Raw genomic sequence first — 26,907 nt, 5'->3', positions numbered from 1 at the left:
GAGAGGGGGCCGCGGTGTGCCGACTGCTCGGTGTGGTGTCGACCGAACCGGTCACCGTCGAGGGTGCGGTGGGTGCCCACGTCGTGAAGGACTTCGTGGCACTGACCAAGGTGCACGGCGACGGGTGGGGTGTCGCGGCCACCGACGGAGGTGATCCGCGCGTCCACGTCAGCGCCACCAGCGCAGTCGACGATCCCGACTTCGCGGCCGTCATGCGCGACTGGCGATCCAGCGCCACGATGGTTCATCTCCGTTGGGCCACAAGTGGACTCGCGGTGCGACCGGAGAACTCGCACCCCTTCCTGGCCGATGGGCTGGCCATGGCGCACAACGGGTCCATCAAACCGACCGACGCGCTCGACGCCCTGCTGGAACCCGACCTCGTCGGCACGCTCGGTGGCACCACCGACAGCGAACGCTATTTCGCCGTCATCAGGGCCTATCGGCGACGTGCCCCCGATCTTGCGGCGGCCGTGCGTGCCGCCGTGGCCCGGCTGCGCGCGCCCCACCCCGACGCCAGCCTCAACGCCCTCATCCTCGGCGAGGGCCATCTCATCGCGGTGCATGCCAATGCGCGCAGCACGTTGTCCGTCGAGGATGTCGCCGAGATCACCGCCGCCGACCTGCCCACCGAACATCTGGAGGACTATTTCGGCCTGCGCTGGGCCCGTACCGGCAGCGGTGCCCTGGTCGTCGGATCGACCGGGTTCGGTGACCTGGACTGGCAGCCGCTGCCGCCGGAGAGTGTCACCGCGATCTCGCTGCGGGACCTGACGATGACGACCGTGCCCGTCGTGGCAGATTGACATCCGTGGCCGACGCGCAGCACCCGGAATCCGTTGCGGAGCGAACCAGTGCCGCGCTGTCCACGTTGTCCAAGGCCGAACGGCGCGTGGGGCGTGCGCTGCTGGCCGACTACCCGAGTGCCGGGCTGGCCAGTGCCGCCCGGCTGGCGCAGCGCGCGGAGGTGAGTCCGCCGACCGTGCTGCGGTTCGCGCAGTCCCTGGGGTACGACGGTTTCGCCGACCTGCAGGTGGCGCTGCGGGCCGAATTGTCGGCCCGCTCCAGCGGTCCGATCACCCGGCTGCCCGACGCACCGCCGGCCGGCAGCCCGCTGGACCGGCTGCTGCAGCAAGGCCGGGCCCAGAACGACAGGGCCGCCGAGACGCTGGCTCAACTGCCCGCGGCCGCGCTGGAGGCGGCCGTTGCGCTGCTCGCGGACACCAACAGGACCATCTATCTGCACGGCGGACGGTTCTCGCACCTGCTGGCGGTGCACCTAGCCGCGCATCTCGAACAGCTGCGGCCCGGGCTGCGGGTGCTGGCGGATCCGACCGGCGCCGACCTCGGGGCGCTGCTGGAGTTGGACCGCTCCGATGTGCTGGTGTTGTTCGATTACCACCGCTACCAGCGCAGCGCCGCCGAGCTGGCGGGCCGGGTGCACCGGGCCGGGGCCACCGTGCTGTTGATCACCGATGACCTGGCGTGTCCGGTGGCCCCGGACGCCGAGGTGGTGCTGGCGGCCTCCAGCACGGTGGGGACCACCTACCAGAGCATGGCGGCCGGTTTCCTGCTGACCGAACTGCTGGTGCCGCTGGTGATGGACGCGATCGGTGAGCCGGCCAGGACCAGGATGGCGCTGTGGGAGGAGCAGCGCCGCGGCGAGTTGCTGTCCTGAGTGGGGAGCCGGGCCGGGCATTGCCTACCCTGGACGGATGGCAGGTGGAACGAAGCGGTTGCCGCGCGCGGTGCGTGAGCAGCAGATGCTCGACGCTGCCGTGCAGATGTTCTCCATCAACGGGTATCACGAGACGTCGATGGATGCCATCGCCGGGCAGGCCCAGATCTCCAAGCCGATGCTGTATCTGTACTACGGCTCCAAGGAGGAATTGTTCGGCGCCTGCCTGGACCGCGAACTGAACCGGTTCGTCGAGGTGGTGCGCGGCGACATCGACTTCACGCTGAGTCCGAAAGATATGCTGCGCAACGCCGTTGGGGCGTTCCTCGGGTATATCGACAAGAACCGGTCGTCGTGGATCGTGCTCTACAGTCAGGCCACCAGTTCGCAGGCCTTCGCGCACACCGTGCGGGAGGGTCGCGAGCGGATCATCGACCTGGTCGGCCGCCTGTTGCAGTCCGGCACCCGTAATCCCGAGCCTGACGCCGATTTCAACATGATGGCAGTGGCGCTGGTGGGTGCCGGCGAGGCCATCGCCGACCGGGTCAGCACCGGTGACGCCGATGTGAACGACGCCACCGAGCTGATGATCAACCTGTTCTGGCGGGGTCTCAAGGGCCGTCCATCCGAGAAGGCCTGAGCAAAGGCCTTTTCCCGGTCAGATCCCCCGGAGCGTCGCGGTCAGGTGCGGGTAACCCTTCTTCAGGTGACGCAGCGCCAGCTCCCACCCGTCGGCGTCCCGGTCCACCCACAGCCCCGCCTTGGCCGGCAGCAGCACGGGCTTGCCGAACTTCACGTGGTAGGCCACCGCGTCGGGCAGCTGACCCTCGATGTTGCCCAGCACCGCGGCGGCGCTGTACATGCCGTGCGCGATCACGGTGGGGAAGCCGAACAGCTTGGCGCCCAACGAGTTGGTGTGGATCGGGTTGTGATCGCCGCCGATGGCCGCGTACGAGCGGATCTGCCCCGGCGTGATCGAGAGCACCGCGTTCGGTGGCGGCAGCTTGGGCGCCTTGGCCGGTTCGGGCCGCGGTTCGCTGGACAGGCTGGTGCGCTGCTGGTGCAGGAACGTGGTGATCTGGTGCCAGGCCACGTCGTTGCCGATCTTCACCTCGGTGACGATGTCGACGAGCAGGCCCTTGCGGTGCTCACGCAGGTTCTCCGCGTGCACCGCCACGTCGAGGGTGTCACTGACCGCGATCGGGCGGTACTGGGTGATCTGATTCTCGATATGTACCGAACCCATTGCGGGGAAAGGGAAGTCGAACCCGGTGACCAAGGACATCACGGTCGGGAAGGTCAGTGCGAACGGATAGGTCAGCGGCACGGTGTCACCGAAGCGCAGGCCCGTCACATGGGCGTAGGCCGCGACGTTGGCCGCGTCGATGCGCAGATCGGTGACATGCACCGTCCGGTCCGGCAGGCCGTCACCGCGCGGCACGAACGGCAGCGCACCGGCCACCGCCCGCGCCATGTTCAGCAGGCCGTTGGGCTGCTCAGCCATGCCGGTCACGCCCCCAGCAGGGCCTGGCCGCAGACCCGGATCGTGTTGCCGGTCACCGCATTCGATGCCGGGCTGGCGAAGTAGGCGATGAGTTCGGCCACGTCGACCGGCTGGCCGCCCTGGAACAGCGAGTTCAACCGGCGGCCCACCTCGCGGGTGGCCAGCGGGATGGCCTCGGTCATCTTGGTCTCGATGAACCCGGGGGCCACCGCGTTGATGGTGATGCCCTTCTCGGCCAGCACCGGCGCCAGGGTTTCGGCGATGCCGATCATGCCGGCCTTGGTGGTGGCGTAGTTGGTCTGCCCGCGGTTGCCGGCGATACCGGCCATCGACGACAGTCCGATCACCCGGCCGCCCTCACCCAGCGCGCCGGCGGCCACCAGGCCTTCGGTCAGGTTCAGCGGGGCCAGCAGGTTCACCGCAATGACGGCGTCCCAACGGGATTCGTCCATATTGGCCAGCAGCTTGTCGCGGGTGATGCCGGCGTTGTTCACCAGGACGTCCAGCGTGCCGCCGTGGTGTTCCTTCAGGTGGGCGATGATGGCGTCGACCGCACCGTCGGAGGTGACGTCCAGCGTCAGGGCGGTGCCACCGACCTTGTCGGCGGTCTGGCGCAGGGCCTCCTCGGCCTGCGGCACGTCGACGGCCACGACGGCGGCGCCGTCCCGGGCGAACACCTCGGCGATGGTCGCACCGATGCCGCGGGCGGCTCCGGTGACCACGGCGACCTTGCCGGCCAGCGGCTTGTCCCAGTCGGCCGGTGGTACCGAATCGGCGGCGCCGACCCGGAACACCTGGCCGTCCACGTACGCCGACTTGCCGGACAGGATGAAGCGCAGCGTGGATTCCAGGCCGGTCGCGCCCGCCTTGGCGTCGGCGGCCAGATACACCAGCGAGACGGTCGCGCCGCGGCGCAGCTCCTTGCCCAGTGAGCGGGTGAAGCCTTCCAGCGCGCGCTGCACGATGTGCTCGTGCGGGGTCGCTGCCTCGGAGGGGGTCGTGCCGATCACGACGACCCGGCCGGAGGGTCCGAGGTTGCGCAGCACCGGGGTGAAGAACTCGTAGAGCGCCTTGAGGCCCGCCGGCTCGGTGATACCGGTGGCGTCGAACACCAACCCGCCGAACGAGTCGGCCCAGCGCCCGCCGATGTTGTTGGACACGACGTCGTAGTCGCCGGCCAGGGCGGCGCGCAGCGGTTCCACCACGCGGCCTTCCCCGCCGATCAGCAGTGAGCCGGCCAGCGGCGGCTGACCCGGCTGGTAACGACGCAGGGTTTCGGGCTGGGGTACGCCCAGTTGCTTGGCCAGGAACGATCCGGGCCCGGAGTTGACCACTTGGGTGAACAAATCGGAAGCCATGGGATCTAACTTACTCCAGAGTAAGAACGCCGGGTAACATTGGGATATGGCTAACACGAATTCTCGCCGCGTCGCGATCCTCGGTGGTAACCGGATCCCCTTCGCCCGCTCGGACGGCGCCTACGCCAACGCCTCGAATCAGGATATGTTCACCGCCGCCCTGGACGGACTCGTCGACCGCTTCAACCTCTCCGGTGAGCGCATCGGCATGGTCGTCGGTGGCGCGGTGCTCAAGCACAGTCGCGACTTCAACCTGGTGCGCGAATGTGTGCTGGGCAGTGCACTGTCGCCGTACACCCCCGCCTATGACCTGCAGCAGGCCTGCGGCACCGGCCTGCAATCGGCCATCGCCGTCGCCAACGGCATCGCACTGGGTCAGTTCGACTCCGGTATCGCCGGCGGCGTGGACACCACCTCCGACGCCCCCATCGCCTTCGGTGACAACCTGCGCCAGGTGCTGCTGAGCCTGCGCCGCAGCAAGTCCAACCTGGACCGGCTCAAACTGGTCGGCAAACTGCCCGCCGCCATCGGCGTGGAGATCCCCACCAACGGGGAGCCCCGGACCGGCCTGTCGATGGGCGAGCACGCCGCCATCACCGCCAAGGAATTCGGTGTCAAACGCGTCGACCAGGACGAGCTGGCTGCCGCCAGCCACCGCAACATGGCCGCCGCCTACGACCGTGGTTTCTTCGACGACCTGGTCACCGGCTTCCTGGGGCTGTACCGGGACAACAACCTGCGCCCGGAGTCCAGCCCCGAGAAACTGGCCAAGCTCAAGCCGGTCTTCGGTGTGCGCAACGGCGACGCCACCATGACCGCCGGCAACTCCACCCCGCTCACCGACGGCGCGTCGGTGGCCTTGCTGGCCAGCGAGGAATGGGCGGCCGAGCGCAACCTGCCGGTGCTGGCGTACTTCGTCGACGCCGAGACCGCCGCCGTCGACTACGTCAACGGACCCGACGGGCTGTTGATGGCGCCCACGTACGCGGTGCCGCGGCTGCTCGCCCGCAACGGCCTGACCCTGCAGGATTTCGACTTCTACGAGATCCACGAGGCATTCGCGTCGGTGGTGCTGGCCACCCTCGCCGCCTGGGAGTCCGACGAATACTGCAAGGAGCGCCTCGGCCTGGATCAGGCGCTGGGCAGCATCGACCGCAGCAAGCTCAACGTCAACGGCTCGTCACTGGCCGCCGGGCATCCGTTCGCCGCGACGGGTGGCCGGATCGTCGCCCAGCTGGCCAAGCAGCTCGCCGAGAAGAAGAAGCAAACCGGTCAGCCGGTGCGCGGCCTCATCTCGATCTGTGCCGCGGGCGGCCAGGGCGTGACAGCGATCTTGGAAGCCTGACCAGGCCGGAAAGAATTTCGAAAGAAATTTCCGGAAACCTGTAACGCGGCCCCCAAGTGCGTCGATACACCGGATAGCTCCGTGTTGCCGTCTGACCCCCCGACCCGACGGCAACACGGGGCTCTTTTGATTTTCCCGTCGCTTCGCTCGCCCCGGATTAGTTCTCGGTTCTTCTTGGCTGCTTCGACGCCCTGATCGGCCCCGCCGCGGCCGGCGCGAACAGGCTGCCCGCCAGGCTCCCGCGCGCGGTCCGCACCGCCACCAGCGTCCAGGTGCACAGCAGGCCGATATAGGCCGCCACGGCCGCGACCCGGAACGCCGGCAGCCCGGTGTGGGCGGCCAGCTGGGTGGTGCCCGTGACGAACGTGCCGACCGGGAAGGTCAGGCTCCACCAGGTCAACCCGAACGGCATGCCGCGCCGCAACGTACGGACGGTCAGCGCGGTGGCCAGCGCTATCCACAACACGGCGAAACCCCACACCGGGACGCCGAACAGCACCGCGAACACCCGCATCCCGGTCGCCACGTCGGCCGGAGCCGCCAGCGCGGCATTCGCGCCGAGCAGCCCGGCCGCGGTGATGCCCTGCCCCAGCGGTCCCAGCACGATCCACAGCGTCGGCACTCGTGCCGTCCCGGATGTCCCGTAGTGCGCCAGCCGGCTCCAGATCATGCTGATGATAATCAGCGCGGCGATCAGCGACAGGCCGAACATCGCGTAGCAGCCGTAGAGCAGGGTGGTGCGGCCGGTGCCCGGCGCCATATGCGGAATCAGCAGCGCGCCGCCGGCGGCCGACACCATCGGCGGCACCACCGGCATCAGCCAGCCGCCGAACGCCGCGTCGGGACCGACGTCGATCTGGGTGAACATGATGAACGGGATGGTCATGGCGGTGAACAACCCGCCGATCGTGCCCGCGGTCCACAACAGCCAGTCGATGTCCACGGCGAGTCGCTCGCCGACCAGGTCCCGGCCCACCAGGGTCGCGCCGGTCCCGACGGTCAGCAGTGCCATCGGTGCGGCGCCGTAGAAATGCGTCATCTGCGGATGGCGCACATGGCTGCGGGCCACGGTCGGGTGGCGCACCCATTGCGCCGTCACCGCCACCGCCAGCACGACCAGCAGCACCGCGGCCGCCACCCACACCGCTTCGGTGAACCCGCGCAAGCCGGGGACGTGAATCGGTAATGTCGCGCCCGCGGTAGCAACGATGCCCGTCCCCATCACCGATGCGAACCAGTTCGGCCCGAAGTTCCCGAGCCGCGACTGCTCAGAGGTCATGGTGCGACATTCAACAGGAAGCGTGTCATGCAGATCAGCATCATCGGATCGTTGAGCGGCGCAGGATCACCGGTGGACGCCACCGTGAACTTCCTCGCCCAGGCCCGCGACGAGGGCTTCCGGCGGGTCTGGATGACCCAGATGCCTTATGAGCCGGACCTTCTCACCGTGCTCGCGGTGGCCCTGCGGGAGGTGGACGGCATCGAGGTGGGTACCGGAGTGGTGCCGATCCAGAACGTGCACCCGATGTTGATGGCCCAACGTGCGCTGACCCTCAACCTCATCGCCGGTGGCCGGTTCATCCTCGGGTTGGGCATGACACACGCCGCCGTCACCGAAGGCATGTGGGGTATCCCCTGGGACAAGCCGGTCCGCCGCCTCAACGAGTACCTCGACGGGCTGCTGCCGCTGCTGGCCGGTGAGCCCGCGGACGCGACGGGCGAGACCGTCACCACCCGCGGTGCCGTGCAGATCCCGGGCGCCCCACGCCCCGACGTCTACATCGCCGCGCTGGGGCCGCAGCTGCTCAAGATCGCCGGGCGGCGCACCGCAGGCACCGTGACGTGGATGACGGGCCCCAAGACCCTCGGCGATCACGTCGGCCCCGGGTTGCGGGAGGCGGCCGGTGATCGGCCGGTACGGGTGGTCGCCGCCTTGCCGGTGGCCGTGACCGACGACATCGACGGAGCCCGGGCCCAGGCCGCCGAGCAGTTCGCCATGTACGGGCAGCTGCCGTCGTACCGCGCGATGCTGGACCGCGAGGGATACGCCGGCCCGGCCGACGCCGCGCTGATCGGCGACGAGGCGACGGTCACCGCACGTGTCGAGGAACTGCGCAGCGCCGGCGTCGACGAGTACGTCGGCGTGCCGTTCGATGCATCGCCCGAGGTCAGGGCGCGTACCAGGGCCCTGCTGCGGGCGTTGGATGCGGACTGAAGGGGCTCTGGTGTGATCTTGATCACAGGTGTACTGTCGACCGCACGACGGGTTCGGGAAGTGACAGATTCCAAAGAGCCGGAACAGAGGAGAAGATCCGGCCGCGTGCCATACCGCAAGGTAGAGAAGACGCCCCTCAAGTGTCCTTCCCGAACCCGCCCATTTTTGTGCTGATGGTGAACACGCCTGCACGACGACCCGATGACGGCGAGGATGCTGGCATGGGCGAGGTCATTCGTATCCACCCCCACCGGCGGGCGCCAGAGCCGCTGGATCCGCTGTGGCGAGAGGTCCTGGGCCGCCGGTTGCGCGCGACCCGTCAACGCCAAGGGCAGCGGCTGGTCGACGTGGCCGAGCGGGCGGGCGTTTCACCGCAGTACCTTTCCGAGATCGAGCGGGGCCGCAAGGAGCCGTCCAGCGAGATGATCGCCGCGGTGTGCGGGGCGCTGGGCACCGATCTGCTGCGTCTGCTCGGCGGCATCTCGGCGGACCTGAGCCGGCCTACCGGGCGCCCGGTGTCCGGCCCGATGTTGTTGGCGGCCTAGCCGTTTCGCTGGTCGAGCACCCGGTCGGCCAGGCCGTAGGCCACCGCCGCCTCGGCGTCGAAGACGCGATCGCGGTCGGTGTCGTGGCGCAGTTGCTCGGTGCTGCGCCCGGTGTGCCGCGCCAGGATGTGCTCCAGCTGATTGCGCACCCGCGCCACCTCGTCGGCCTGCAGGATCAGGTCGGGAATGGTGCCGCGACCCTGTGCGGCGGGTTGGTGTAGCACCACCCTGGTGTGCGGGAGCACCGATCGCCGACCCGGCGCACCGGCGGCCAGCAGCACCGCGCCCGCGGCGACGGCCTGGCCGACGCACGTCGTCGCCACCGGCGCCTTGATGAAGCGCATGGTGTCGTAGACCGCCAGCATGGCCGATAGGTCGCCGCCCTCGGAATTGATGTACAGCGCGATCTCCTGCTCGGGGTTGTCCGCCTCCAGATGCAGCAGCTGCGCGATGAGGGCGTTGGCGACACCCGGATCGATCGCGGTGCCCAGGTAGACGATGCGCTCGCTGAGTAGATGCGAGTACACGTCCATGATGCGTTCGCCGCCGGTGGTGCGGGTGATGACGTTGGGGATGGTGTAGGTGCTCATATCTGTCGACTCCCTCGGCAAGCCTCGCTCATGCGTGAATTCCCAACTGCTGCTTACGGTTCGGCGCGATCTGCCCGAAGTCCTCGACGACGTGGTCGATGAAGCCGTACTCGCGCGCCTGCTCGGCGGTGAACCAGCGGTCGTGCAGCGAGTCGGTGAAGATGCGCTCGAGGTCCTGCCCGGTGTCCGCGGCGATCAGGCCGAGCACGGTGTCGCGGGTATGGCGCAGATCGTCGGCCTGCACCTCCACCTCGACCGCCGACCCGGCGATACCTGCCGAGCCCTGGTGCATCAGGATGCGCGCGTGCGGCAGCGCGAAGCGCTTCCCGGGGGTACCCGAGGACAGCAGGAACTGCCCTGCGCTGCAGGCCAATCCGAGTGCCAGAGTGCCGACCTCGGCGGGCACCAGACGGATCACGTCCCTGATGGCCAGCATGGCCGGCACCGAGCCGCCGGGGGAGTGGATCCACAACCAGATGTCGTCGCTGGAATCGGCGGCCAGCGTGAGGAACTGGGTGACCAGGACGGTGCCGTTGTCGTCGTCGAGGGCGCCGTCGAGCACCAGAACCCGCTTGCGGAACAACTCTTCTCGTAACTGCCGGCTGAACAAGGGTGGTTTCTCGGACATGCCTCGACCCTGCCGTCTCAGGCGCCCGGCGCCCAGCCCACGCTGCTCTGAGCAGAACGCCATCTCCTCGAGCGTGCACACAGAGTGCGGGTTCGCGTCATTTCGCGATCTGAGTGCACCGTCGGAATCGAGTCTGTGCACAATGACCGATCAATCCACAGATCGCCGAGTTTGGCTTCCGTCTCCACTGTCCGCTCGCGCAGGGTGAAGCATGCCCATCCCGTTCGTCGGCAGCGAAGCCGTCGCTTCCGGGCTGCTACCCAAGCATCAGTTGCGTACCAAGTACACGGCGCTCTTTCCGAATGTCTACATCCCTCGTGGTCACCGCCCCACGGCGTGGGAACGGGCTTATGCCGCGTGGCTGTGGTCGCACCGCACCGGCGTCATCGCAGGATTGACGGCCTCGGCATTGCACCGAGCTCGCTATGTCGACGAGTCGCTACCCGTTGAGCTGTTCTCGCCGAACCGTCGTCCGCCCGAGGGAATCGTCACGCACAAAGGCGAACTCGTCGCGTCCGAAGTGATGCTATGTGGCGGTCTACCGATCACGACGCCGGAGCGAACGGCGTTCGACCTCGGCCGCCGGTCTTCTTCGCTCGACGACGCGGTGGCCCGGCTGGATGCGCTCGGCAATGCCACAGGATTGCAGGCCGCCGACGTCCTTCAACTGGCGCGCGAAAGGCACGCGGGCGCACGCGGGATGCGTCAGCTGATGGATGCGCTCGATCTCACCGACGCCGGGGCGGAGTCGCCGCGGGAAACGTGGTTGCGGCTGATGGTCGTGCGTGCCGGCTATCCGCGGCCCAGCACCCAGATCCCGGTCCGCAGTGTCGACGGGCGCCGACGGTACTACCTCGACATGGGTTGGGAAGACATCAAACTCGCGCTGGAGTACGACGGAGATCACCACCGGCAGGACCCGGTACAGTTCGCGCGTGATATCGCCCGCTCGGAGGATCTCGACGAACTCCACTGGCGCCGGATTCGGGTGGTCAAACGGCACGCGAAAGCCGATATTCTGCACCGGCTGTCGGTCGCGTGGGAGGCGAGCGTGCATACAGACCGCGAAAAGCGAAGAATCCCTGATCTGACTGCACGCTCGCGACCCGCATAGCGCCGAAACGAGGAGAGCCCCAGGTCCTCAGACCTGGGGCTCTCCTCGTGACAGATCAGAAGGAAGCTTCGTCGAGCTCCATGACCTCGTTGTCGATGCCGTCGATGACGGCGCGGGTGCTGGTCAGCAGCGGCAGGAAGTTCTTCGCGAAGAACGACGCGGCCGCAACCTTGCCGTCGAGGAACTTCTTGTCCTCGCCGGACGCACCGGCATCCAGCTGCTCGATCGCGACGGCGGCCTCACGCTGCAGCAGCCAGCCGACCATCAGGTCGCCGACGGCGAGCAGGAACCGCACCGAGCCCAGGCCCACCTTGTAGATGCTGGCGGTGTCCTCCTGCGCGGCCATCAGGTAGCCGGTCAGGGTGGCGGCCATGCCCTGCACGTCCTCCAGGGCGGTGGCCAGCAGCGCACGCTCGGTCTTCAGGCGGCCGTTGCCCGACTCGTTCTTGATGAACGTGTCGATCTCGCCGGCCACGTAGGACAGCGCCTGGCCCTTGTCGCGAATGATCTTGCGGAAGAAGAAATCCTGCGCCTGGATGGCGGTGGTGCCTTCGTACAGCGAGTCGATCTTGGCGTCGCGGATGTACTGCTCGATCGGGTAGTCCTGCAGGAAGCCGGACCCACCGAAGGTCTGCAGCGACTCGGTGAGCTTGGCGTAGGCCTGCTCGGAGCCGTAGCCCTTCACGATCGGCAGCAGCAGGTCGTTGACCCGCAGTGCCAGGTCTGCCTCGACACCGTGCAGGGTCTTGGCCACCTCGTCGTCCTGGAAGGTCGCGGTGTACAGGTACAGCGCGCGCATGCCCTCGGCGTAGGCCTTCTGGGTCATCAGCGAACGACGCACGTCCGGGTGATGCGTGATGGTCACGCGCGGTGCGGTCTTGTCGGTCATCTGGGTCAGGTCGGCACCCTGCACACGCTCCTTGGCGTACTCCAGGGCGTTCAGGTAACCGGTGGACAGGGTGGCGATGGCCTTGGTGCCGACCATCATGCGGGCCTGCTCGATGACGTCGAACATCTGCGCAATGCCGTTGTGTACCTCGCCGACGAGCCAGCCGACGGCGGGCTTGTCGTGCTGGCCGAAGGTCAGCTCACAGGTGGCCGAAACCTTCAGGCCCATCTTGTGCTCGACGTTGGTGACGTAGACGCCGTTGCGCTCGCCCAGCTCGCCGGTCTCGAAATCGAAGTGGAACTTGGGCACGAAGAACAGCGACAGACCCTTGGTGCCGGGGCCGGCGCCCTCGGGGCGGGCCAGCACCAGGTGGAAGATGTTCTCGAACATGTCATCGGCCTCGGCGGAGGTGATGAAGCGCTTCACGCCGTCGATGTGCCAGGAGCCGTCCTCCTGCTTGATGGCCTTGGTGCGGCCGGCGCCGACGTCGGAGCCCGCGTCGGGCTCGGTCAGCACCATGGTGGCGCCCCAGTCACGCTCGGCGGCGATGACGGCCCACTTCTTCTGCTCGTCGGTCGCGTTGTGCGCGAAGATCTGGGCGAAGGCGGCACCGCCGGCGTACATCCAGACGGCCGGGTTGGCGCCCAGGATGTGCTCGTTGAGCGCCCACAGCAGCGCCTTGGGAGCCGGCACGCCGCCCAGTTCCTCGTCAAGGCTGACCTTGTTCCAGCCGCCCTCGATGGTCTTCTTGACCGACTTCTTGAACGACTCGGGCAGCTTGACGGTGTGGGTCTTGGGATCGAACACCGGCGGGTTGCGGTCACCGTCGGCGAACGATTCGGCGACCGGGCCCTCGGCCAGGCGCGCCATCTCGGAGATCATCTCCTTGGCGGTGTCGGCATCCAGATCGCTGAATGAGCCGGCGCCGAGCGCCTTATCGAGGCCGAGTACGTCGAACAGGGTAAAGACCTGGTCACGAACATTGCTCTTGTAATGCCCCACGGTTTCTCCTCAATGAGATGGAACTGTCGGTTGGGTACTTGGACTCACGCCACGCTAAGTTACCCACCAGTAACTGCCCAGAACTATACCGCTCGGTAACCCCATCTCAAAGGGGTGTGGAGCAAATTTGCGCCAGCGAACCAACCCGCTGGTTGATTGGGCCGGTCACGAGGCCCGTTTTTGGCGGTTGACGTGCTAAAACGGGTGATCTGTGATGCTCGCCACGGAAACGCCCATCAAACCTCTAATGTGAGGCGGATGAGACGCGTGGTGGTATGGGGAACCGGAAATATGGGCGCGACGACCATCCGTTCGGCACTGGCCTTTCCGGGGTTGGAGCTGGCCGGGGTCATCACCTCGTCCACCGAGAAGGCGGGCCGGGACGCGGCCGTGTTCGCCGGCCTGCCCGGCCTCACCGGTATCGCCGCCACCACCGACGTCGATGCGGCGCTGGGCACGGCCGACGCGGTGGCCTATATGGCGTCCGGTGACATCCGGCCCGAAGAGGCCATCGCCGATATCGAGCGGGCCCTGAAATCCGGCGCGCACGTGGTGACGCCGTCGCTGTACTCGCTTTACGACCCGCGTTCGGCGCCGCCGGAGTGGGTCGAAAGGCTCACCGCCGCAGCACAAGCCGGGCAGGCGTCGCTGTTGGTCAGCGGTGTCGACCCGGGCTGGGGGAACGACGCGCTCGCCGTGACGGCCGCCAGCCTGTGCACCCGCATCAAGACCATCACCTGCCAGGAGATCTTCGACTACTCCACCTACAACCAGCCGTTCGCCGTCAAGGTGTCGTGTGGTTTCGGGGGCTCCATGGACGAGACCCCGATGATGCTGCTCCCGACGATCCCGACGATGGTGTGGGGCGGCAACGTCCGGATGATCGGCCGTGGGCTGGGGATCGAGATCGACGAGATCACCGAGGAGCTCGAGCGACTACCGCTGGACGAGACCGTCGACACCGTGCTGGGGCCGTTCGAGAAGGGCACCCAGGGCGCGTTCTACCTCAAGGTGATCGGCTGGTCGGCCGGCGAGCGGCGGGTGATCATCGAGCACATCACCCGCATCCACCCGTCGTGCGCCCCACACTGGCCCCAGCCCGACCAGGGCGTGGGCGATCACCGTGTCATCGTCGACGGTGACCCGCAGCTGACCATCACCACCCGCGCCGACGTCCCCGGCGGAACCCGCGCCGACGGCGGCAACACCACCGCCGCCAACCGGCTGTTGGGTGCCGTCGAATGGCTGGCCACCCAGCCCGCCGGTATCTACGACGGGCTGGATGTGCCACTGCGCTCGGTACTTCCGGCCGAGGTAGCGGCGAGCCGCTGGCTCTGACCTATTCCGTGGGCGCCGACTCCGGCGTCTCGGCGTCGGGCAATTGCGATACCAGATGCTCGGCGAGCTCACCGATGGTCGGATAGTCGAACACCGCCGTCGGGCTGATGTCGAACTTCCCGCCGAACTGACCGAACAGCCGGTTGCGCAGCTCGACGGCCATCAGCGAGTCCGTGCCCAGGTCCAGGAATCTGCTCGACGCGGCCGGGGGCTGCGCCAGCCGCAGGAAACCCTGGACTTCCTTCTGCAGGAACTCGGTGATGAACCCGGCCCGCGCGGCCACCGGCAACTCCTGCAGCTGACGGAGCAGCTCGCTGTCGCCGGTGCTCGCCCCGTCGCCGCTGGGCAGCACCTGATCCAGCAGCGGTGGCCGGATGCCGCCGAGCATCTTCGCGGTGCGCTGCCAGTTCGCCTTCAGCACGGTCGCCTGCGCCGTGCCGTGCCGGATCGCCTCGCCGAGCGCGGCCAGCGCCGACGACGGCTCCAGCGGCATCATGCCCTGCGCGCTGAGATTGGCCACTGCCGCTTGCGAACTGGCCATTCCGCCGCTGCCCCACGGACCGAAGTTCACCGCCGTCCCCGGCAGCCCCTGTGCCCGGCGCTGGGCGATCAGCCCGTCCAGCAGGGCGTTGGCGGTGGCGTAGTTGGCCTGCGACGGCGAACCCAGCACCGCCGACGCCGACGAGTACAGGATGAAGAAGTCCAGCTCGTCGTCCTTGGTCAACCGGTGCAGGTGATCGGCGCCATAGGCCTTGGGGGCCAACGTGGTCCGGAACCGGTCCAGATCCTGCTGGGGCAGCAGCGCGTCGTCGAGCACACCGGCCAGATGTGCCACACCGGCCAGCGGCGGCAGCTCGGCCCGGATCCTCGCCAGCAACGCCGCCACCTCAGATTCGGTGCCGACGTCGGCGGTGAACACGTGCACCCGGCAGTGGTAGCGCTCGGTGATGGCGTCGATGGCCTGTTGCGCTTCGGCGTCGGGCGCCCGGCGGCTGGTCAACACGATGTCACCGGCCCCGAGCTGAGCCAGGTACGCCGCCGTGTGCAGCCCCAGCGCGCCGAGCCCACCGGTCACCAGGTAGGTCCGGTCACCGTGTGGCTGCAGCGGTTTCGGCATCTGCACGACGATCTTGCCGATGTGCCGGGCTTGCTGCATGCGCCGGAACGCCGTCCTGGCCTCGGTCAGCGGGTACACCTCGGCGGGCACCGGCGTCCACGCGCCGGTGGCCATCCCGTCGGCCACCTCGTTCATCAGCAGCTGGATGTGATCGGGGTCGGTCATCATCGTCACGTCCAGCGCCACGATCTCGTAGTCGATATCGGGCCGGACCGCGGCCATCTGCTCGGCCGTCCAGATATCGCGCTTGGCGATCTCGGCGAACCGGCCGCCCTGGGCGGTGGCCCGCACCGTCGCCTCGATGAAGCCCTCGTTGGTCAGGCTGTTGAGCACCACGTCCACGCCGGCACCGTCGGTGTCCGCCAAAATCTGATCGGCGAAATCCGTTGTGCGGGAGTCATAGACGTAGTCCACACCCAGCGCCCGCAGCGTGGCCTGCTTGTACTTGCTCGCGGTGGCGAACACCGTCGCGCCGAACTGCTTGGCCATCTGCACCGCGGCCAACCCGACACCACCACTGGCCGCGTGGATCAGCACCTTGTCGCCGGGGCGCAACTTCGCCCAGTCGAATGCCAGCCGCACCGTCAGCGCCGCCGCCGGAATGGTCGCCGCGTCCACCGCGCCGATCCCGTCCGGCACCACGGCCAGCAGCGGCGCCGGGACGTTGAGCCGGCTGGCGAACGCCCCTTGCATCGAACCGAAGACCCGCTGACCGACCTCGAATCCGCTGACCTCGGAACCCACCTCGGTGACCACACCGCACAGGTCGCCACCGATCGGGCCGGGATCACCGGGGTAGAGGCCCAGCACGTTGAGCACATCGCGGAAGTTCAGGCCGGCGGCCTCGATCCGGACCTGCACCTCGCCCGGCTCGGGCGGGGTCACCTCCTTCTCGATCAGCCGCAGGTTGTCGATCGCGCCGCGCTCGGTCGGCGCCAGCTGGTAGTCGTCGCTACGCGGCATCGGCAGTTGGCCGCTGCGCGCCCAGTGCAGCAGCCGCGACACCAGGAAACGTCCCTGCCGCACCGCCATCTCGGGCTCGGTCACCGGGGTCCCCAGCGCACCGGCCAGCCAGCTCAGCGATTCCGCCGACGAATCCCCGTCCACCAGCCGGACCCGCAGGGTCGGCTGTTCGGCGATCAGGGTGCGTCCGAATCCCCACAGGGCGGACTGCACCGGATCGACCGGCTCGCCGGGTTCGGTGGCCACCGCACGATCGGTGACAATCCACAACCCGCCGGGCAGGCCCTTGTTCTCGGCAGCGGTCTGCGCGGCCGCCAGCAGTCCGGCCACCTGCGCCTCCAATCGGGACGCCAGGCCGGCATCGGATTGTCCCGACGCGTGCCAGACGATCCCGGCCACGGGCGTGCCCTGGTCGGCGGCGTCGGTGAACGCCCGCTGCCAGGACTGCGGATCGGTGACGTTGTCGACGGCCACGGCACCGGGCACCGCGGCGGCCAGCGCGTCGAAACCGGCGACCAGCCAGGTGCCGGTCGCCTTCTCGGCGTCCTCGGTGCCCGGCGCGGCGGCCTCCTGCCAGCCCACCGTGTAGAGCAGGCGGGTGGAATCCCCGCCGAGTCCGCGCAGCAGCGCTTCCCGGGGGGCGCGCTTGACGGTGAACTCCCGAATGCCGCCGAGGATCCGTCCGTCGCGGTCCACGAAATCGAGGTCGAACACCTGGGTTTCGCCGTTCAGGGCGCTCTCGTGCCAGCGTGCGCGGCAGTAGAAGCGCCGCGGCATCTTCTCCTGCACCTGGACCTGCCCGTAGCGCAGCGGCAGGAACAGATCCGACATGCCCTGTTCGGCGGCCAGGATGGCGGGGAAGGCCGGGAACGCGACACCGGTGCACAGGTCCAGCAGCACCGGGTGAATCGGCTCGCCGCTGAGATGCTCGGCGAGTTCCTCACCGATGGCGATATCGCCGATGGCCTCACCCTCACCGACCCACAACGACTTCAGTGATGTCGACCAGGTCGGCCCCCAGGCCAGTTCCATGTCGGCGAAGATGTCGAACAGTTCCTGCGGGCGGGTGCGATTCATCTGCTCGATCGCCTCCTCCGGGTCGACCGAGATCGGTTCCTCGTCGGCCTCGGCGCCGGCCAACAGGCTGCCGTCGGAGTTCAGCGACCACTCCGCGTCCCGCACCCCGTGCGGGCGGCTGTGTACCTGGAACTTCCAGCCGTCGTCGACGGGGTGCAGCGTCAACTGCACCTCGCGAGCGGCCTTGTCCGGCAGGATGATCGGCTCGTAGAAGAACACTTCCTTGACCCGGGCCGGCGCACCGGCCGCGGCGAGTGCCATCGCGGCGTACGTCGCGCCGGGCACGACGACGGTCCCGTAGATGACGTGATGCGCCAGCCAGGGCTGGGTCTTCACCGACAACACGTTGCTGTACACGGTGTCACCCGAGGCCAGATCCTTGGCGCTGCCCAGGATCCCGGCGACCCGGATGCCATCGCCGCCGCCTGCGAAACCGGAGGCCTTGGGCCAGTAGCGGCGACGCTGGAACGGATAGGTCGGCAGCTCCAGCCGGCGAGCCGTGGCGTGCTGCTTGGCGGCGAAGTCGGGCCGGTGCCCACAGATGTATGCCGTGGCAAGCGCTTCGGTGATCTGACGCTGGGCGTTGGCGCCCTTGCGCAGCGACACGATGGTGCGCGGCGCATCCGAGGACTCCGGCCAGCACTGCAGCGCGGCCGCGGTCAGAATCGGCTGCGGGCCGATCTCCATCAGCACCGAGCAACCCAGCGCCGCGACGGTGCGCACGCTCTCGGTGAACTGCACGGGTTGGCGGGAATGCCGCCGCCAGTACAGCGCGTCGATCGGGGTGTCGGCGGTGAGCACCGCGCCGGTCCGGTTGCACACCAGCGGCCGGGTCGGCACCGCGTAGTCGAATTGGGCTGCGAACGCCTCGAATTCGTCGAGCACCGGATCCAGCAGCTCCGAGTGGAAGGCGTGGCTGGTCTCCAGCCAGGTGCAGCGGGCGCCGTCCTGACTGCAGTTGGCGACGATCTGTTCCAGATCCTCACCGGGGCCGGACAACACGGTGTTGCGGCCGTTGTACGCCCCCACCGACACCCGCGGGAATGCCTCGGCGGCGTCCTCCACGTACTGCGGGTCGGCGAACACCGCCACCATGCGGCCGCCGGCGGGCAGACTGCCGAACAGCCTGCCGCGTTCGGCGATCAGCCGGGCGCCGTCCTCAAGGCTGAAGACCCCAGCCACACACGCCGCCGCGTACTGGCCCACGCTGTGGCCGAGCACCACGTCGGGTTCGATGCCCCAGGACTGCCACAGCCGGGCGAGCCCCATCTCGATCGCGAAGATCGCGGGTTGGGCAAAAGACGTGTGCCGCAACGTCTCCGCGGCTTCACGACCGCTGCTGAACAGGACATCCAGCAGGGGCTGGGGCAGCATGCCGTCGACGGCCTGCGCGCACCGCCGGACGGTGTCGGCGAACACGGGTTCGGTCTCGAACAGCTCGCGTGCCATGCCCGGATACTGGCTGCCCTGGCCGGGGAAGAACCACGCCGTGGTGGGCGGATCGGTGCATTCCCCGCGGACCACGCCCGGCCGCAACCGGTTGGCCACCAACTCGTCGAGCAGCTGCCGGGCTTCCTGGGCTGAACCGGCGACCACCGCGGCGCGGTGCTCGAAGTGCGCCCGGCCGGCCCCTGCGGTGAAGCCGACATCCCCGATCAGGGTGTCCGGGTGCGCATCCAGCCAGGCGGCGTACCGCTGGGCCAACGCCGTCAACCCGGCGGCCGACCGTGCGGACAGCGGCAGCAGGGTCAGCGGTTCGCGCGGTGCCTCGGGTGCATCGTCGGCGGTGTCCTCGGCGGGCTGCGGCGCCTCTTCGAGCAGCACGTGGGCGTTGGTGCCGGTGAATCCGAACGAGCTGACACCGGCGCGGCGCGGCCGGCCGTTGGTGGGCCACGGCGTCGCCTCGTCCACCACCCGTACGGGCAGGCTGTCCCACGGGATGTGCGGCGACGGGTTGGTGAAATGCAGTGTCTGCGGCAGCATTTCGTGCTGCAGCGACAGCACCACCTTGATCAGGCCGGCCACCCCGGCCGCCGACTCCAGGTGCCCGATGTTGGTTTTGGCCGTCCCCATCAGCAGCGGCCGGTCCGCATCGCGGCCGGCGCCGTAGGCCGCCGCGGCGGCCTGCACCTCGATCGGGTCGCCGAGCGGCGTCCCGGTGCCATGTGCCTCCAGGTAGTCGACGTCCCCGCCGGTCAGCCCGGCCCGCGACAGTGCCGAGGTGATCAGGCGTTGTTGCGCACCACCGTTGGGCACCGTCAGGCCGCTGGACGCGCCGTCCTGGTTGACCGCGCTGCTGCGGATCACCGCGCAGATCCGGTCACCGTCGCGTTGGGCGTCCGACAGCCGCTTGAGCACCAGCACACCGCAGCCTTCGCTGCGGACGTAGCCGTCGGCGGCGGCGTCGAAGGTCTTGCAGCGGCCATCGGGGGACAACATCCTGGCCTGGGATGCCGCCACGATCGAGGCCGGGCTCAGCAGCACGTTCACCCCGCCGGCCAAGGCCAGATCGCAGTCACCGGAGTGCAGGGCCTGGCTGGCCTGATGGACCGCCACCAACGACGAACTGCACGCGGTGTCCACCGCCATCGCCGGCCCCTCCAGGCCGAGCGTGAAGGCCACCCGGCCGGCGATCGCGTTGAGTGCGTTACCGGTGATGAAGTGGGCTTCCAGATTCTCCACCGACTCGCCGAGCAGATGTGAGTACTCGTTGGCGCCAACACCGACGAAGACACCGGTGCGGCTGCCGCGCAGTGCCGACGGCGCGTACCCCGCCCGTTCCAAACCCTCCCATGCGATTTCGAGCATCAGTCGCTGCTGCGGGTCGATCCAGATGGCTTCGCGCGGGGAGATGCCGAAAAACTCGGGATCGAAACCGTCGACGCTGTCCAGGTATCCGCCGTTGCGCGTGTAGATCTTTCCGGGGGTCTGCTGATCGGGGTCGTAGAAGTCGTCGACGTCGAAACGGTCCTCCGGGATCTCCCGGATCGCGTCGACACCGCCGGCCAGCAGCTGCCAGTAGGCGTCGGGGTCGGGCGACCCCGGGAAGCGGCAGGCGACGGCGATGACGGCGATCGGTTCGTCGGTCGCCGAGGTCGCCAACGAGACATGCCGAGTCGCTGTCGCGGCGCCGGCCTTCTCGTTGAGGTGCAGCACGTCGCCGAGCAGGTAATCGGCGACATCGGTGAGCCGCGGGTAGTCCATCGCCAGGGTGGCCGGCAGTTCCTTGCCGACCGCCTGTTCCAGCCGGCGGCGCAGTTCCACGGCCATCAGCGAATCCATGCCGAGGTCGAAAAAGCCACCCTCCTCGCGGATCTCCGATGCGTCGACCTGGGTCACCTCGGCCACGGCGTCGCGCAGGTACTCCAGCACCAGTTTCTTGCGCTGCTGCACCGGTGCGGCCGTCAGCTGCTCGACCAGCCGGGTGGAGCCGGTCGGCCCGGACACGGTGGCGACGGCGTCGGGCACCTCTCCGGCGACCTCGGCGAGCAGCGAACGCGGCCCGGTCTGCAGGTAGATCGGCAGGAACCGGGACCAGTCGATGCGCGCCACCACGCCGTGCGTGCCGGTACCGACCATCAGATCGGTCATGCCGGCCAGGGCATCGGCGGGCGACAACGTGCGGACACCGCGCCGATCCAGCTGCGCGCGCGCCTCGGGGTCGGCCATGCCGGCGGCCCAGGGGCCGAAGTTGACGCTGATCCCTGGGACGCCGAGTTCGCGCTGGCGCCAGGTCAATCCGTCCAGGAAGGCGTTGGCCGCGCTGTAGGCGGTCTGGCCGTAGCTGCCCCACACCGCCGAGATGGACGACGTGGAGACGAAGAAGTCGAGCGCCATGTCGGCGACGGCCTCGCTCAGATACCAAGCGCCCCAGACCTTACCGGCGAACACCCGGTCGAGTTCGGCGGGCTCCAACGTGCTCAGCGCGGTGGTGCTGTTCTCCCCGGCGGCATGCACGATGCCGGCCAGCGGCGGCAATTCGGCCTGCACCGTCGCGATGAGGTGGGCGACATCATGGGGGTTGGCGACGTCGGCCGTGACCACCCGCACCGCGCAGCCGTGTTGTGCGGACAGTGCGTCGATCTGCTGCTGGGCGGCCGCACTGGGCGCCCGCCTACCGGTCAGCACCAGCTGCCGGGCGCCGTGGCCGGCGAGGTGCCCTGCGATCTCCAGGCCGAGCGATCCGAGCCCGCCCGTGATCAGATACGTCGCCTCCGAACGCAGTTCCAACGTAGTGGGATTCGGCTGCCCGCTACGGCGCACCAGTCGGGGCACGTGCACCGCGTGCCCGCGCACGGCGAACTGATCTTCGCCGCGCGGCGCGGCCACCACCTGGTTGATCAACAGCGACCACTCGTCGGCGCCGCCGACTGTCACATCCGCCAGCCCGCCCCACACCTGTGGGAACTCGAGTGCGGCCGCGCGGCAGAACCCCCACAGCGCGGTCTGCTCCGGCGACACGGTGTCGGCGTCGGTGACATGCTGTGCGCCACGGGTCACCACCCAGATGGGTGCACGCAGGTCGGCGGCGGCGCGGAACAGGCGCTGGGTGCCGGCCAGCACCCGGTGCTGCATGCGCAGCAGCGATTTCATCGTCGGCGCGGTGTCGGCATCGAGCGCCGCGACGTGCAGGATGCGAAGCCCCGGTTCATCTTCCACCGCGGCGCGCAGTTCGGCGCGCAGTCGTTCCTCGTCGGCGTCGGACGCCGGCAGGCCCAGAGTGCGGTGCCGGTGTCCGTGGGTGCTCAGCGCATCCAGCAGCGGCTGCATCACGGCGGTGTCGTCGCCGACGACCAGCCAGGCCGAACCTTCACCGGCGACGGCTGCGCTGGCAGCGGCCTGCTGCCACCGAATCTCGTAGCGGGCATCGGCGATGGACTGCGCATCGCGCTGCCGATTATGTTGCGCGGCAAGCCTGCTCAGTACATCGGTGGCGCCGTCCGTCCCGCCGAGCAACGCCGCGAGTTCCTCGATGCGGCCCTCTTCGAGCAGCCGGACCGCTTCGGTACGCGCACTGTCGGTCCTGGCCGGTTGGGTCTGCTTGTCCCGGAACCAGTAGTGCCGGTGCTGGAACGGATAGGTCGGGAGGTCCAGTTTGCGGGCCGGCTCACGCACGAACGCGGCGAAGTCCGGCACATGCCCGGTCACGTAGGCGCTGGCCAGGGCTTCGGCGATCTGCCGGTGGTCGGCGCCGTTCTGGCGCATGGACGCGATGGCCCGCGGGGCCGTGGCCGGGTCCGGCCAGGCGCGCATCGCGGCGGCGGTCAGCACCGGTTGCGGCCCGACCTCCAGCAGCACGGTGCAACCGAGTTGAGCCAGGGTCGCGACGCCTTTGGCGAATTCGACCGGCTGGCGCGCATGCCGGCGCCAGTAGGCCCCGTTCAGCTTCGCGGTGCGGCCCAGTGCCGAACCCGTCCGATTGCACACCAGGATGCGTTGTGGCGGTTGGAATTCGAAGGTGTTGGCATACGCCTCGAAGGCGTCCAGTGCCGGATCGAGCAGCGCCGAATGGAAGGCGTGGCTGGTGTCCAGCCACTCGCAGCGCACTCCGTCGGCCGTCAGTCCCGACACCGCCTGCTCGAGGTCGGCACCTGGACCGGACAGCACGGTGTTGGCGCCGTTGTAGGCCGCCACCGACAGGCTGGGGAATTCGTCGGTAAGGCGTTCTACCCGATCGGGATCGGCGAAGATCGCGGCCATCCGCCCGCCGGCGGGCAGCTCGCCGAACAGCCGGCCCCGCTCGGCGAGCAGCCGCACACCGTCCTCGAGGCTGAACACCCCGGCCACGCAGGCCGCGGTGTACTGGCCGACGCTGTGCCCGAGCACCACATCCGGCTCGAATCCCCACGACTGCCACAACCGGGCCAGGCCCATCTCCACGGCGAAGATCGCCGGCTGGGCGTGCTGGGTCTGGCGCAGCGTCACGTCACCGTCGGGTGCCTCGAAGATGATGTCGAGCAGCGGGGTGTCCAGGGCGTCGGCGCAGCGCCGCAACGTCTCGGCGAACACGGGTTCGGTCTCGAACAGCTCGCGCGCCATCCCGGCGTACTGACTGCCCTGCCCGGGGAACAGCCACGCGGTCTTCGGGGCGTCGGCACACTCGCCACGCACCAGCCCGGGGGCGGGCCGGTCGTCGGCCAGCGCGCCCAGCAGCTCGCGGGCGGACTCGACGGAGTTCACCACCAGGGCCGCCCGGTGCTCCAGGTGTGCCCGCCCGGTTCCTGCGGTCAGGCACAGCTCGGCCAGGGTGGCCTCCGGATGCGCGCTCAACCAGCTGCGATACAGCTGCGCGGTCTGCACCAGCGCGGCCGGGGTGCGGGCCGACAGCGGTAGCACCTGGAACCGCCGGTCGTCTTCTGCGGCAGCCGGCACGGGGGCGGGGACCGGAGCCTCTTCGAGGATGACGTGCGCGTTGGTGCCGGAGAACCCGAACGAGCTCACGCCCGCGATCCGGGGCCGGCCGTTGCGCTCCCACGCGGTGGTCTCGTCCACCACCCGCACCGGGATGCGGTCCCACGGGATGTGCGGGGAGGGGTTCTGGAAGTGCAGGTGCTTGGGCAGCTCCTGGTTTTCCAGTGCCAGCACCACCTTGAGCACGCCGGCGATCCCGGCGGCCGCCTCCAGGTGGCCGATATTGGTCTTGGCCGAGCCGATCAGCAGGGGCTGGTCGGCGTCGCGGTCGCGTCCCAGCACCGCGGCGGCGGCCTGGACCTCGATCGGGTCGCCCAGCGAGGTTCCGGTGCCGTGCGCCTCCAGGTAGTCGACGTCGACGGGACGCACACCGGCCCGGTCCAGCGCCTCGATGATGACGCGCTGCTGGGCGACGCCGTTGGGCACCGTCAACCCGCCGGAGGCGCCGTCCTGGTTGACCGCGCTGCCGCGGATCACGGCGCGGATCCGGTCGCCGTCGCGCAGCGCGTCCTCCAGCCGCTTGATGACGATGACACCGCAGCCCTCGCCGCGGACGTAGCCGTCGGCGGCGGCATCGAAGGTCTTGCAGCGCCCGTCGGGCGACAGCATCCGGGACTGCGAGAAGGTGATCATGGTGGCCGGGCTCAGCAACACGTTCGCGCCACCGGCCAGGGCCATATCGCATTCGTCCAGCAGCAGGGCCTGGCAGGCCTGGTGGATCGCCACCAGCGACGAGCTGCACGCGGTGTCGACGGTGACGGCCGGGCCGTGCAGCCCGAGCCGGTAGCTGATCCGGCCCGCCCCGGCCGCGCCGGAAGTGCCGATCGCCAGATAAGCCTCGACTTCGGGGTAGGTCAGCTCGGAGGAGGCCATGGCCAGGTAGTCATGGGTGGACAGCCCGATGAACACCCCGGTGCGGGTGTTGGCCAGAGCGGTCGGCGCGGTGCCCGAATGTTCGACGGCCTGCCAGGAGGTCTCCAGCAGCAGTCGGTGCTGGGGATCCATCAGCCTGGCCTCGCGGGCCGAGATCCCGAAGAAGGGCGCGTCGAACCCGACGGCGTCGTCGACGAACCCCGCCCGACGGGTGACGACCTTGCCCGGGGTGGAGGCGTCGGCGTCGAAGAACTCGTCCAGGTCCCAGCGATCCCTCGGGATCTCCGATACCGCGTCGCGACCGTGGTGCAGCAGATCCCAGTACTGATCGGCATCGGCGGCACCGGGAAGGCGCGCGGCGTAGCCGATGATCGCGAACCGGGGCTGCTGGCCCGTGGTGTGTTCGGTAGATGCCATGAAAGGTTGTGCTCCCCCGCGTCGGGTCGATGACGTTTCGATGCAAGCGGGAGACCGCGTCAGGGTCAGAGTGTTTCCGAACAGCCGTGGCGCGCTCACCGTCGTCGGCAGCGGCCGGCCCATCTCCCGCCGGTCAGTATTGCATGCGAGTTGCTGAACGAAGAGGTTTCCGGTCAGGTGAACACTCGCCGGCGGCCCGCGGGTCGGCGTGCCGCAACACCCGCTTAGGCGGTCTCGCCAAGAGGTCTCAAAGCCCGCCCACAGGGGCGTATCGGCGACCTTCGCCGCCGGAGCCGCTATCGTGAAGTCGCCGCCGGTGTTGCTGGACCGCCGCCGTCGCCGCTTCAACCCGGGAGGGATTTAGTGCAAATCGGGAAGATCACCATCGGCACAATCGATGATTGGGCGCCGAGCCCGGGCGTCGTGACGTCCTGGCACCCGACAAATGCGGCGATGGACAAGGCGCGGCAAGCGCCCGTCAGTGCGGTGCCGGTCAGTTATATGCAGGGCCAACACATTCGCGGCGTCTACCACCAGGAAGCCGCGGGCCTCGACTATTCCCGCCAGATCATCGCTACCTGCGAAGTGCCTGGTAAATGTGACATCGAGGCGATGAACCACGCCATCAACGCCTATCTGCGGCGGCATGACACGTACCGCAGTTGGTTCGAATACTCGGGTTCCGGCGATATTGTCAGACGCACCATTACCGACCCCGACGATATCGAATTCGAACCCGTCAACCACGGCGAAATCACGGCCGAAGACGCGCGCAAACATATTGTCGACATACCCAGTCCGTTGGAATGGGGATGCTTTTCTTTCGGCATTGTCCAGAGCGAAGATCATTTCGATTTCTACGCCAGCATCGACCACGTGCACGGGGATGCCGCGCTGATCGGGATCACCATGCTCGAGGCGCACGGCATGTACACATCGCTGACCCAGAGCGGCCAGCCGATGCCGTTGCCCGAGGCGGGCCGGTTTGACGATTTCTGCGTCAAGGAACGCGAATCGACAGCGAATCTGACCGTCGATTCGCCGGAGGTGCAGGCCTGGATCGAGTTTGCTGAGAACAACAACAACAGCCTGCCCGAGTTCCCGCTACCGCTGGGTAACCCGGCGGAGCCGACGGTGGCCGACATGGTCGGGGACATGCTGCTGGATGCCGAGCAAACCGCCAGGTTCGATGCGGCCTGTACCGCGGCGGGCACCCGCTTCGTCGGTGGCCTATTTGCCTGTACCGCCATGGTCGAGCACGAGCTGACCGGCGCCGCCACCTACTACGGGTTGACACCGAGGGATACCCGGCGGACGTCGGACAACTTCATGACGCAGGGTTGGTTCACCGGCCTGGTGCCGATCACCGTGCCGATCGCCGCGACCACTTTTGCCGAAGCCGCGTGGGCGGCGCAGACATCTTTCGATTCGGGTCTCAACCTGGCGAGAGTGCCCTATTATCGCGTGCTGGAATTGGCGCCGTGGCTGGACAAGCCGCGCCCGAACTTCCCGGTTTCGAACTTCTTGCACGGCGGTGCCGCTCCGCTCAACGCGGTTCTCGCCGCTGCCGAGATGGGATATTCGAACAATATCGGAATTTACTCCGACGGCAGATTCTCCTATCAGCTCACCATCTATGTATTCCGGCACGAGGCCGGGACCGTGATGTCGGTGATGTTCCCCGACAACCCGGTCGCCCAGAAGTCGGTGGCGCGCTACATAGCAACGATGAAGTCGGTCTGCGAACAGGTGGCCGATACCGGCGATTGGGGTCGTTTTGGCTGACGCGCGGCATGAGTTCGGCGAGGCCAGTGCGGTCTGATCCGGTGAGCAAGATCTTCGG

General features: G+C 68.5%; 16 protein-coding genes. 9 read left to right on the top strand and 7 right to left on the bottom strand.

Annotated elements, in window-relative coordinates:
• The first annotated feature begins 14 nt into the window (after positions 1-14).
• The 3 genes from SBI67_RS08555 to SBI67_RS08545 are packed head-to-tail and all read left to right on the top strand — an operon-like array spanning position 15 to position 2,318.
• Positions 15-806 carry a class II glutamine amidotransferase gene (locus tag SBI67_RS08555; protein ID WP_318980129.1) on the top strand — a complete coding sequence of 264 codons (792 nt, stop codon included), beginning with the start codon at positions 15-17 and terminating at the stop codon, positions 804-806.
• A 5-nt stretch (positions 807-811) separates the two neighbouring features.
• Complete coding sequence (locus tag SBI67_RS08550) at positions 812-1,678, top strand: MurR/RpiR family transcriptional regulator (protein WP_318980128.1); 867 nt, start codon at positions 812-814, stop codon at positions 1,676-1,678.
• 37 nt (positions 1,679-1,715) lie between these two features.
• Positions 1,716-2,318, top strand: coding sequence for a TetR/AcrR family transcriptional regulator (locus SBI67_RS08545; protein ID WP_318980127.1), 603 nt, complete (start codon positions 1,716-1,718; stop codon positions 2,316-2,318).
• An 18-nt stretch (positions 2,319-2,336) separates the two neighbouring features.
• Here the strand turns inward: SBI67_RS08545 and SBI67_RS08540 are convergent, their stop codons facing one another.
• A complete protein-coding gene (locus SBI67_RS08540) occupies positions 2,337-3,182 on the bottom strand; it encodes a MaoC/PaaZ C-terminal domain-containing protein (protein WP_318980126.1) in 846 nt (281 codons plus the stop codon).
• 5 nt (positions 3,183-3,187) lie between these two features.
• The gene (locus SBI67_RS08535; protein WP_318980125.1) at positions 3,188-4,540 is read right to left on the bottom strand and encodes a 3-oxoacyl-ACP reductase; all 1,353 of its coding nucleotides are present in this window, start codon (positions 4,538-4,540) and stop codon (positions 3,188-3,190) included.
• A 46-nt stretch (positions 4,541-4,586) separates the two neighbouring features.
• Here SBI67_RS08535 and SBI67_RS08530 point away from each other — a divergent pair, with 46 nt between their 5' ends.
• The gene (locus SBI67_RS08530; RefSeq protein ID WP_266047541.1) at positions 4,587-5,885 is read left to right on the top strand and encodes an acetyl-CoA C-acetyltransferase; all 1,299 of its coding nucleotides are present in this window, start codon (positions 4,587-4,589) and stop codon (positions 5,883-5,885) included.
• A 157-nt stretch (positions 5,886-6,042) separates the two neighbouring features.
• On the opposite strand, the gene SBI67_RS08525 is transcribed toward SBI67_RS08530, so the two are convergent.
• Complete coding sequence (locus SBI67_RS08525) at positions 6,043-7,164, bottom strand: TDT family transporter (protein WP_318980124.1); 1,122 nt, start codon at positions 7,162-7,164, stop codon at positions 6,043-6,045.
• Between the two features lie 27 nt (positions 7,165-7,191).
• Between SBI67_RS08525 and SBI67_RS08520 the strand changes: the two genes are divergently transcribed.
• Together SBI67_RS08520 and SBI67_RS08515 are read left to right on the top strand one after the other, a co-directional pair.
• On the top strand, positions 7,192-8,100 hold the full coding sequence (locus SBI67_RS08520) for a TIGR03564 family F420-dependent LLM class oxidoreductase (RefSeq protein ID WP_318980123.1): 909 nt from the start codon (positions 7,192-7,194) through the stop codon (positions 8,098-8,100).
• 221 nt (positions 8,101-8,321) lie between these two features.
• On the top strand, positions 8,322-8,645 hold the full coding sequence (locus tag SBI67_RS08515; protein ID WP_318980122.1) for a helix-turn-helix domain-containing protein: 324 nt from the start codon (positions 8,322-8,324) through the stop codon (positions 8,643-8,645).
• Here SBI67_RS08515 and SBI67_RS08510 read toward each other — a convergent pair.
• Complete coding sequence (locus SBI67_RS08510) at positions 8,642-9,235, bottom strand: ClpP family protease (RefSeq protein WP_318980121.1); 594 nt, start codon at positions 9,233-9,235, stop codon at positions 8,642-8,644. The two genes, SBI67_RS08515 and SBI67_RS08510, sit on opposite strands and share 4 nt — an antisense overlap.
• A gap of 28 nt (positions 9,236-9,263) precedes the next feature.
• Positions 9,264-9,863, bottom strand: a complete 600-nt coding sequence (locus SBI67_RS08505; protein WP_318980120.1) for a ClpP family protease — start codon at positions 9,861-9,863, stop codon at positions 9,264-9,266.
• A 211-nt stretch (positions 9,864-10,074) separates the two neighbouring features.
• Here SBI67_RS08505 and SBI67_RS08500 point away from each other — a divergent pair, with 211 nt between their 5' ends.
• Positions 10,075-10,977, top strand: coding sequence for a putative endonuclease domain-containing protein (locus SBI67_RS08500; protein WP_318980119.1), 903 nt, complete (start codon positions 10,075-10,077; stop codon positions 10,975-10,977).
• 55 nt (positions 10,978-11,032) lie between these two features.
• Here the strand turns inward: SBI67_RS08500 and SBI67_RS08495 are convergent, their stop codons facing one another.
• Positions 11,033-12,868 carry an acyl-CoA dehydrogenase gene (locus SBI67_RS08495; RefSeq protein WP_318980118.1) on the bottom strand — a complete coding sequence of 612 codons (1,836 nt, stop codon included), beginning with the start codon at positions 12,866-12,868 and terminating at the stop codon, positions 11,033-11,035.
• A 258-nt stretch (positions 12,869-13,126) separates the two neighbouring features.
• Here SBI67_RS08495 and SBI67_RS08490 point away from each other — a divergent pair, with 258 nt between their 5' ends.
• Positions 13,127-14,206 (top strand): NAD(P)H-dependent amine dehydrogenase family protein, encoded by a 1,080-nt coding sequence (locus tag SBI67_RS08490; protein WP_318980117.1) that lies wholly within the window; start codon positions 13,127-13,129, stop codon positions 14,204-14,206.
• 1 nt (position 14,207) lies between these two features.
• On the opposite strand, the gene SBI67_RS08485 is transcribed toward SBI67_RS08490, so the two are convergent.
• Complete coding sequence (locus SBI67_RS08485) at positions 14,208-25,064, bottom strand: type I polyketide synthase (RefSeq protein ID WP_318980116.1); 10,857 nt, start codon at positions 25,062-25,064, stop codon at positions 14,208-14,210.
• Positions 25,065-25,427: 363 nt separating this feature from the next.
• Between SBI67_RS08485 and SBI67_RS08480 the strand changes: the two genes are divergently transcribed.
• The gene (locus SBI67_RS08480; protein WP_318980115.1) at positions 25,428-26,849 is read left to right on the top strand and encodes a condensation domain-containing protein; all 1,422 of its coding nucleotides are present in this window, start codon (positions 25,428-25,430) and stop codon (positions 26,847-26,849) included.
• Positions 26,850-26,907 lie beyond the last annotated feature (58 nt).

Source organism: Mycolicibacterium chengduense (assembly GCF_033741155.1).
Lineage (GTDB): Bacteria > Actinomycetota > Actinomycetes > Mycobacteriales > Mycobacteriaceae > Mycobacterium.
The sequence above is the reverse complement of the archived record's forward strand: the minus strand, read 5'-3'. Positions and strand labels throughout refer to the sequence as shown.

Bases quoted from the DNA above. Each gene is read 5' to 3' on its own strand.
- SBI67_RS08500 (WP_318980119.1), top strand. From the start codon at position 10,075: ATGCCCATCCCGTTCGTCGGCAGCGAAGCCGTCGCTTCCGGGCTGCTA.
- SBI67_RS08540 (WP_318980126.1), bottom strand. From the start codon at position 3,182: ATGGCTGAGCAGCCCAACGGCCTGCTGAACATGGCGCGGGCGGTGGCC.
- SBI67_RS08515 (WP_318980122.1), top strand. From the start codon at position 8,322: ATGGGCGAGGTCATTCGTATCCACCCCCACCGGCGGGCGCCAGAGCCG.
- SBI67_RS08485 (WP_318980116.1), bottom strand. From the start codon at position 25,064: ATGGCATCTACCGAACACACCACGGGCCAGCAGCCCCGGTTCGCGATC.
- SBI67_RS08510 (WP_318980121.1), bottom strand. From the start codon at position 9,235: ATGAGCACCTACACCATCCCCAACGTCATCACCCGCACCACCGGCGGC.
- SBI67_RS08545 (WP_318980127.1), top strand. From the start codon at position 1,716: ATGGCAGGTGGAACGAAGCGGTTGCCGCGCGCGGTGCGTGAGCAGCAG.
- SBI67_RS08505 (WP_318980120.1), bottom strand. From the start codon at position 9,863: ATGTCCGAGAAACCACCCTTGTTCAGCCGGCAGTTACGAGAAGAGTTG.
- SBI67_RS08520 (WP_318980123.1), top strand. From the start codon at position 7,192: ATGCAGATCAGCATCATCGGATCGTTGAGCGGCGCAGGATCACCGGTG.
- SBI67_RS08525 (WP_318980124.1), bottom strand. From the start codon at position 7,164: ATGACCTCTGAGCAGTCGCGGCTCGGGAACTTCGGGCCGAACTGGTTC.
- SBI67_RS08490 (WP_318980117.1), top strand. From the start codon at position 13,127: ATGAGACGCGTGGTGGTATGGGGAACCGGAAATATGGGCGCGACGACC.
- SBI67_RS08535 (WP_318980125.1), bottom strand. From the start codon at position 4,540: ATGGCTTCCGATTTGTTCACCCAAGTGGTCAACTCCGGGCCCGGATCG.
- SBI67_RS08530 (WP_266047541.1), top strand. From the start codon at position 4,587: ATGGCTAACACGAATTCTCGCCGCGTCGCGATCCTCGGTGGTAACCGG.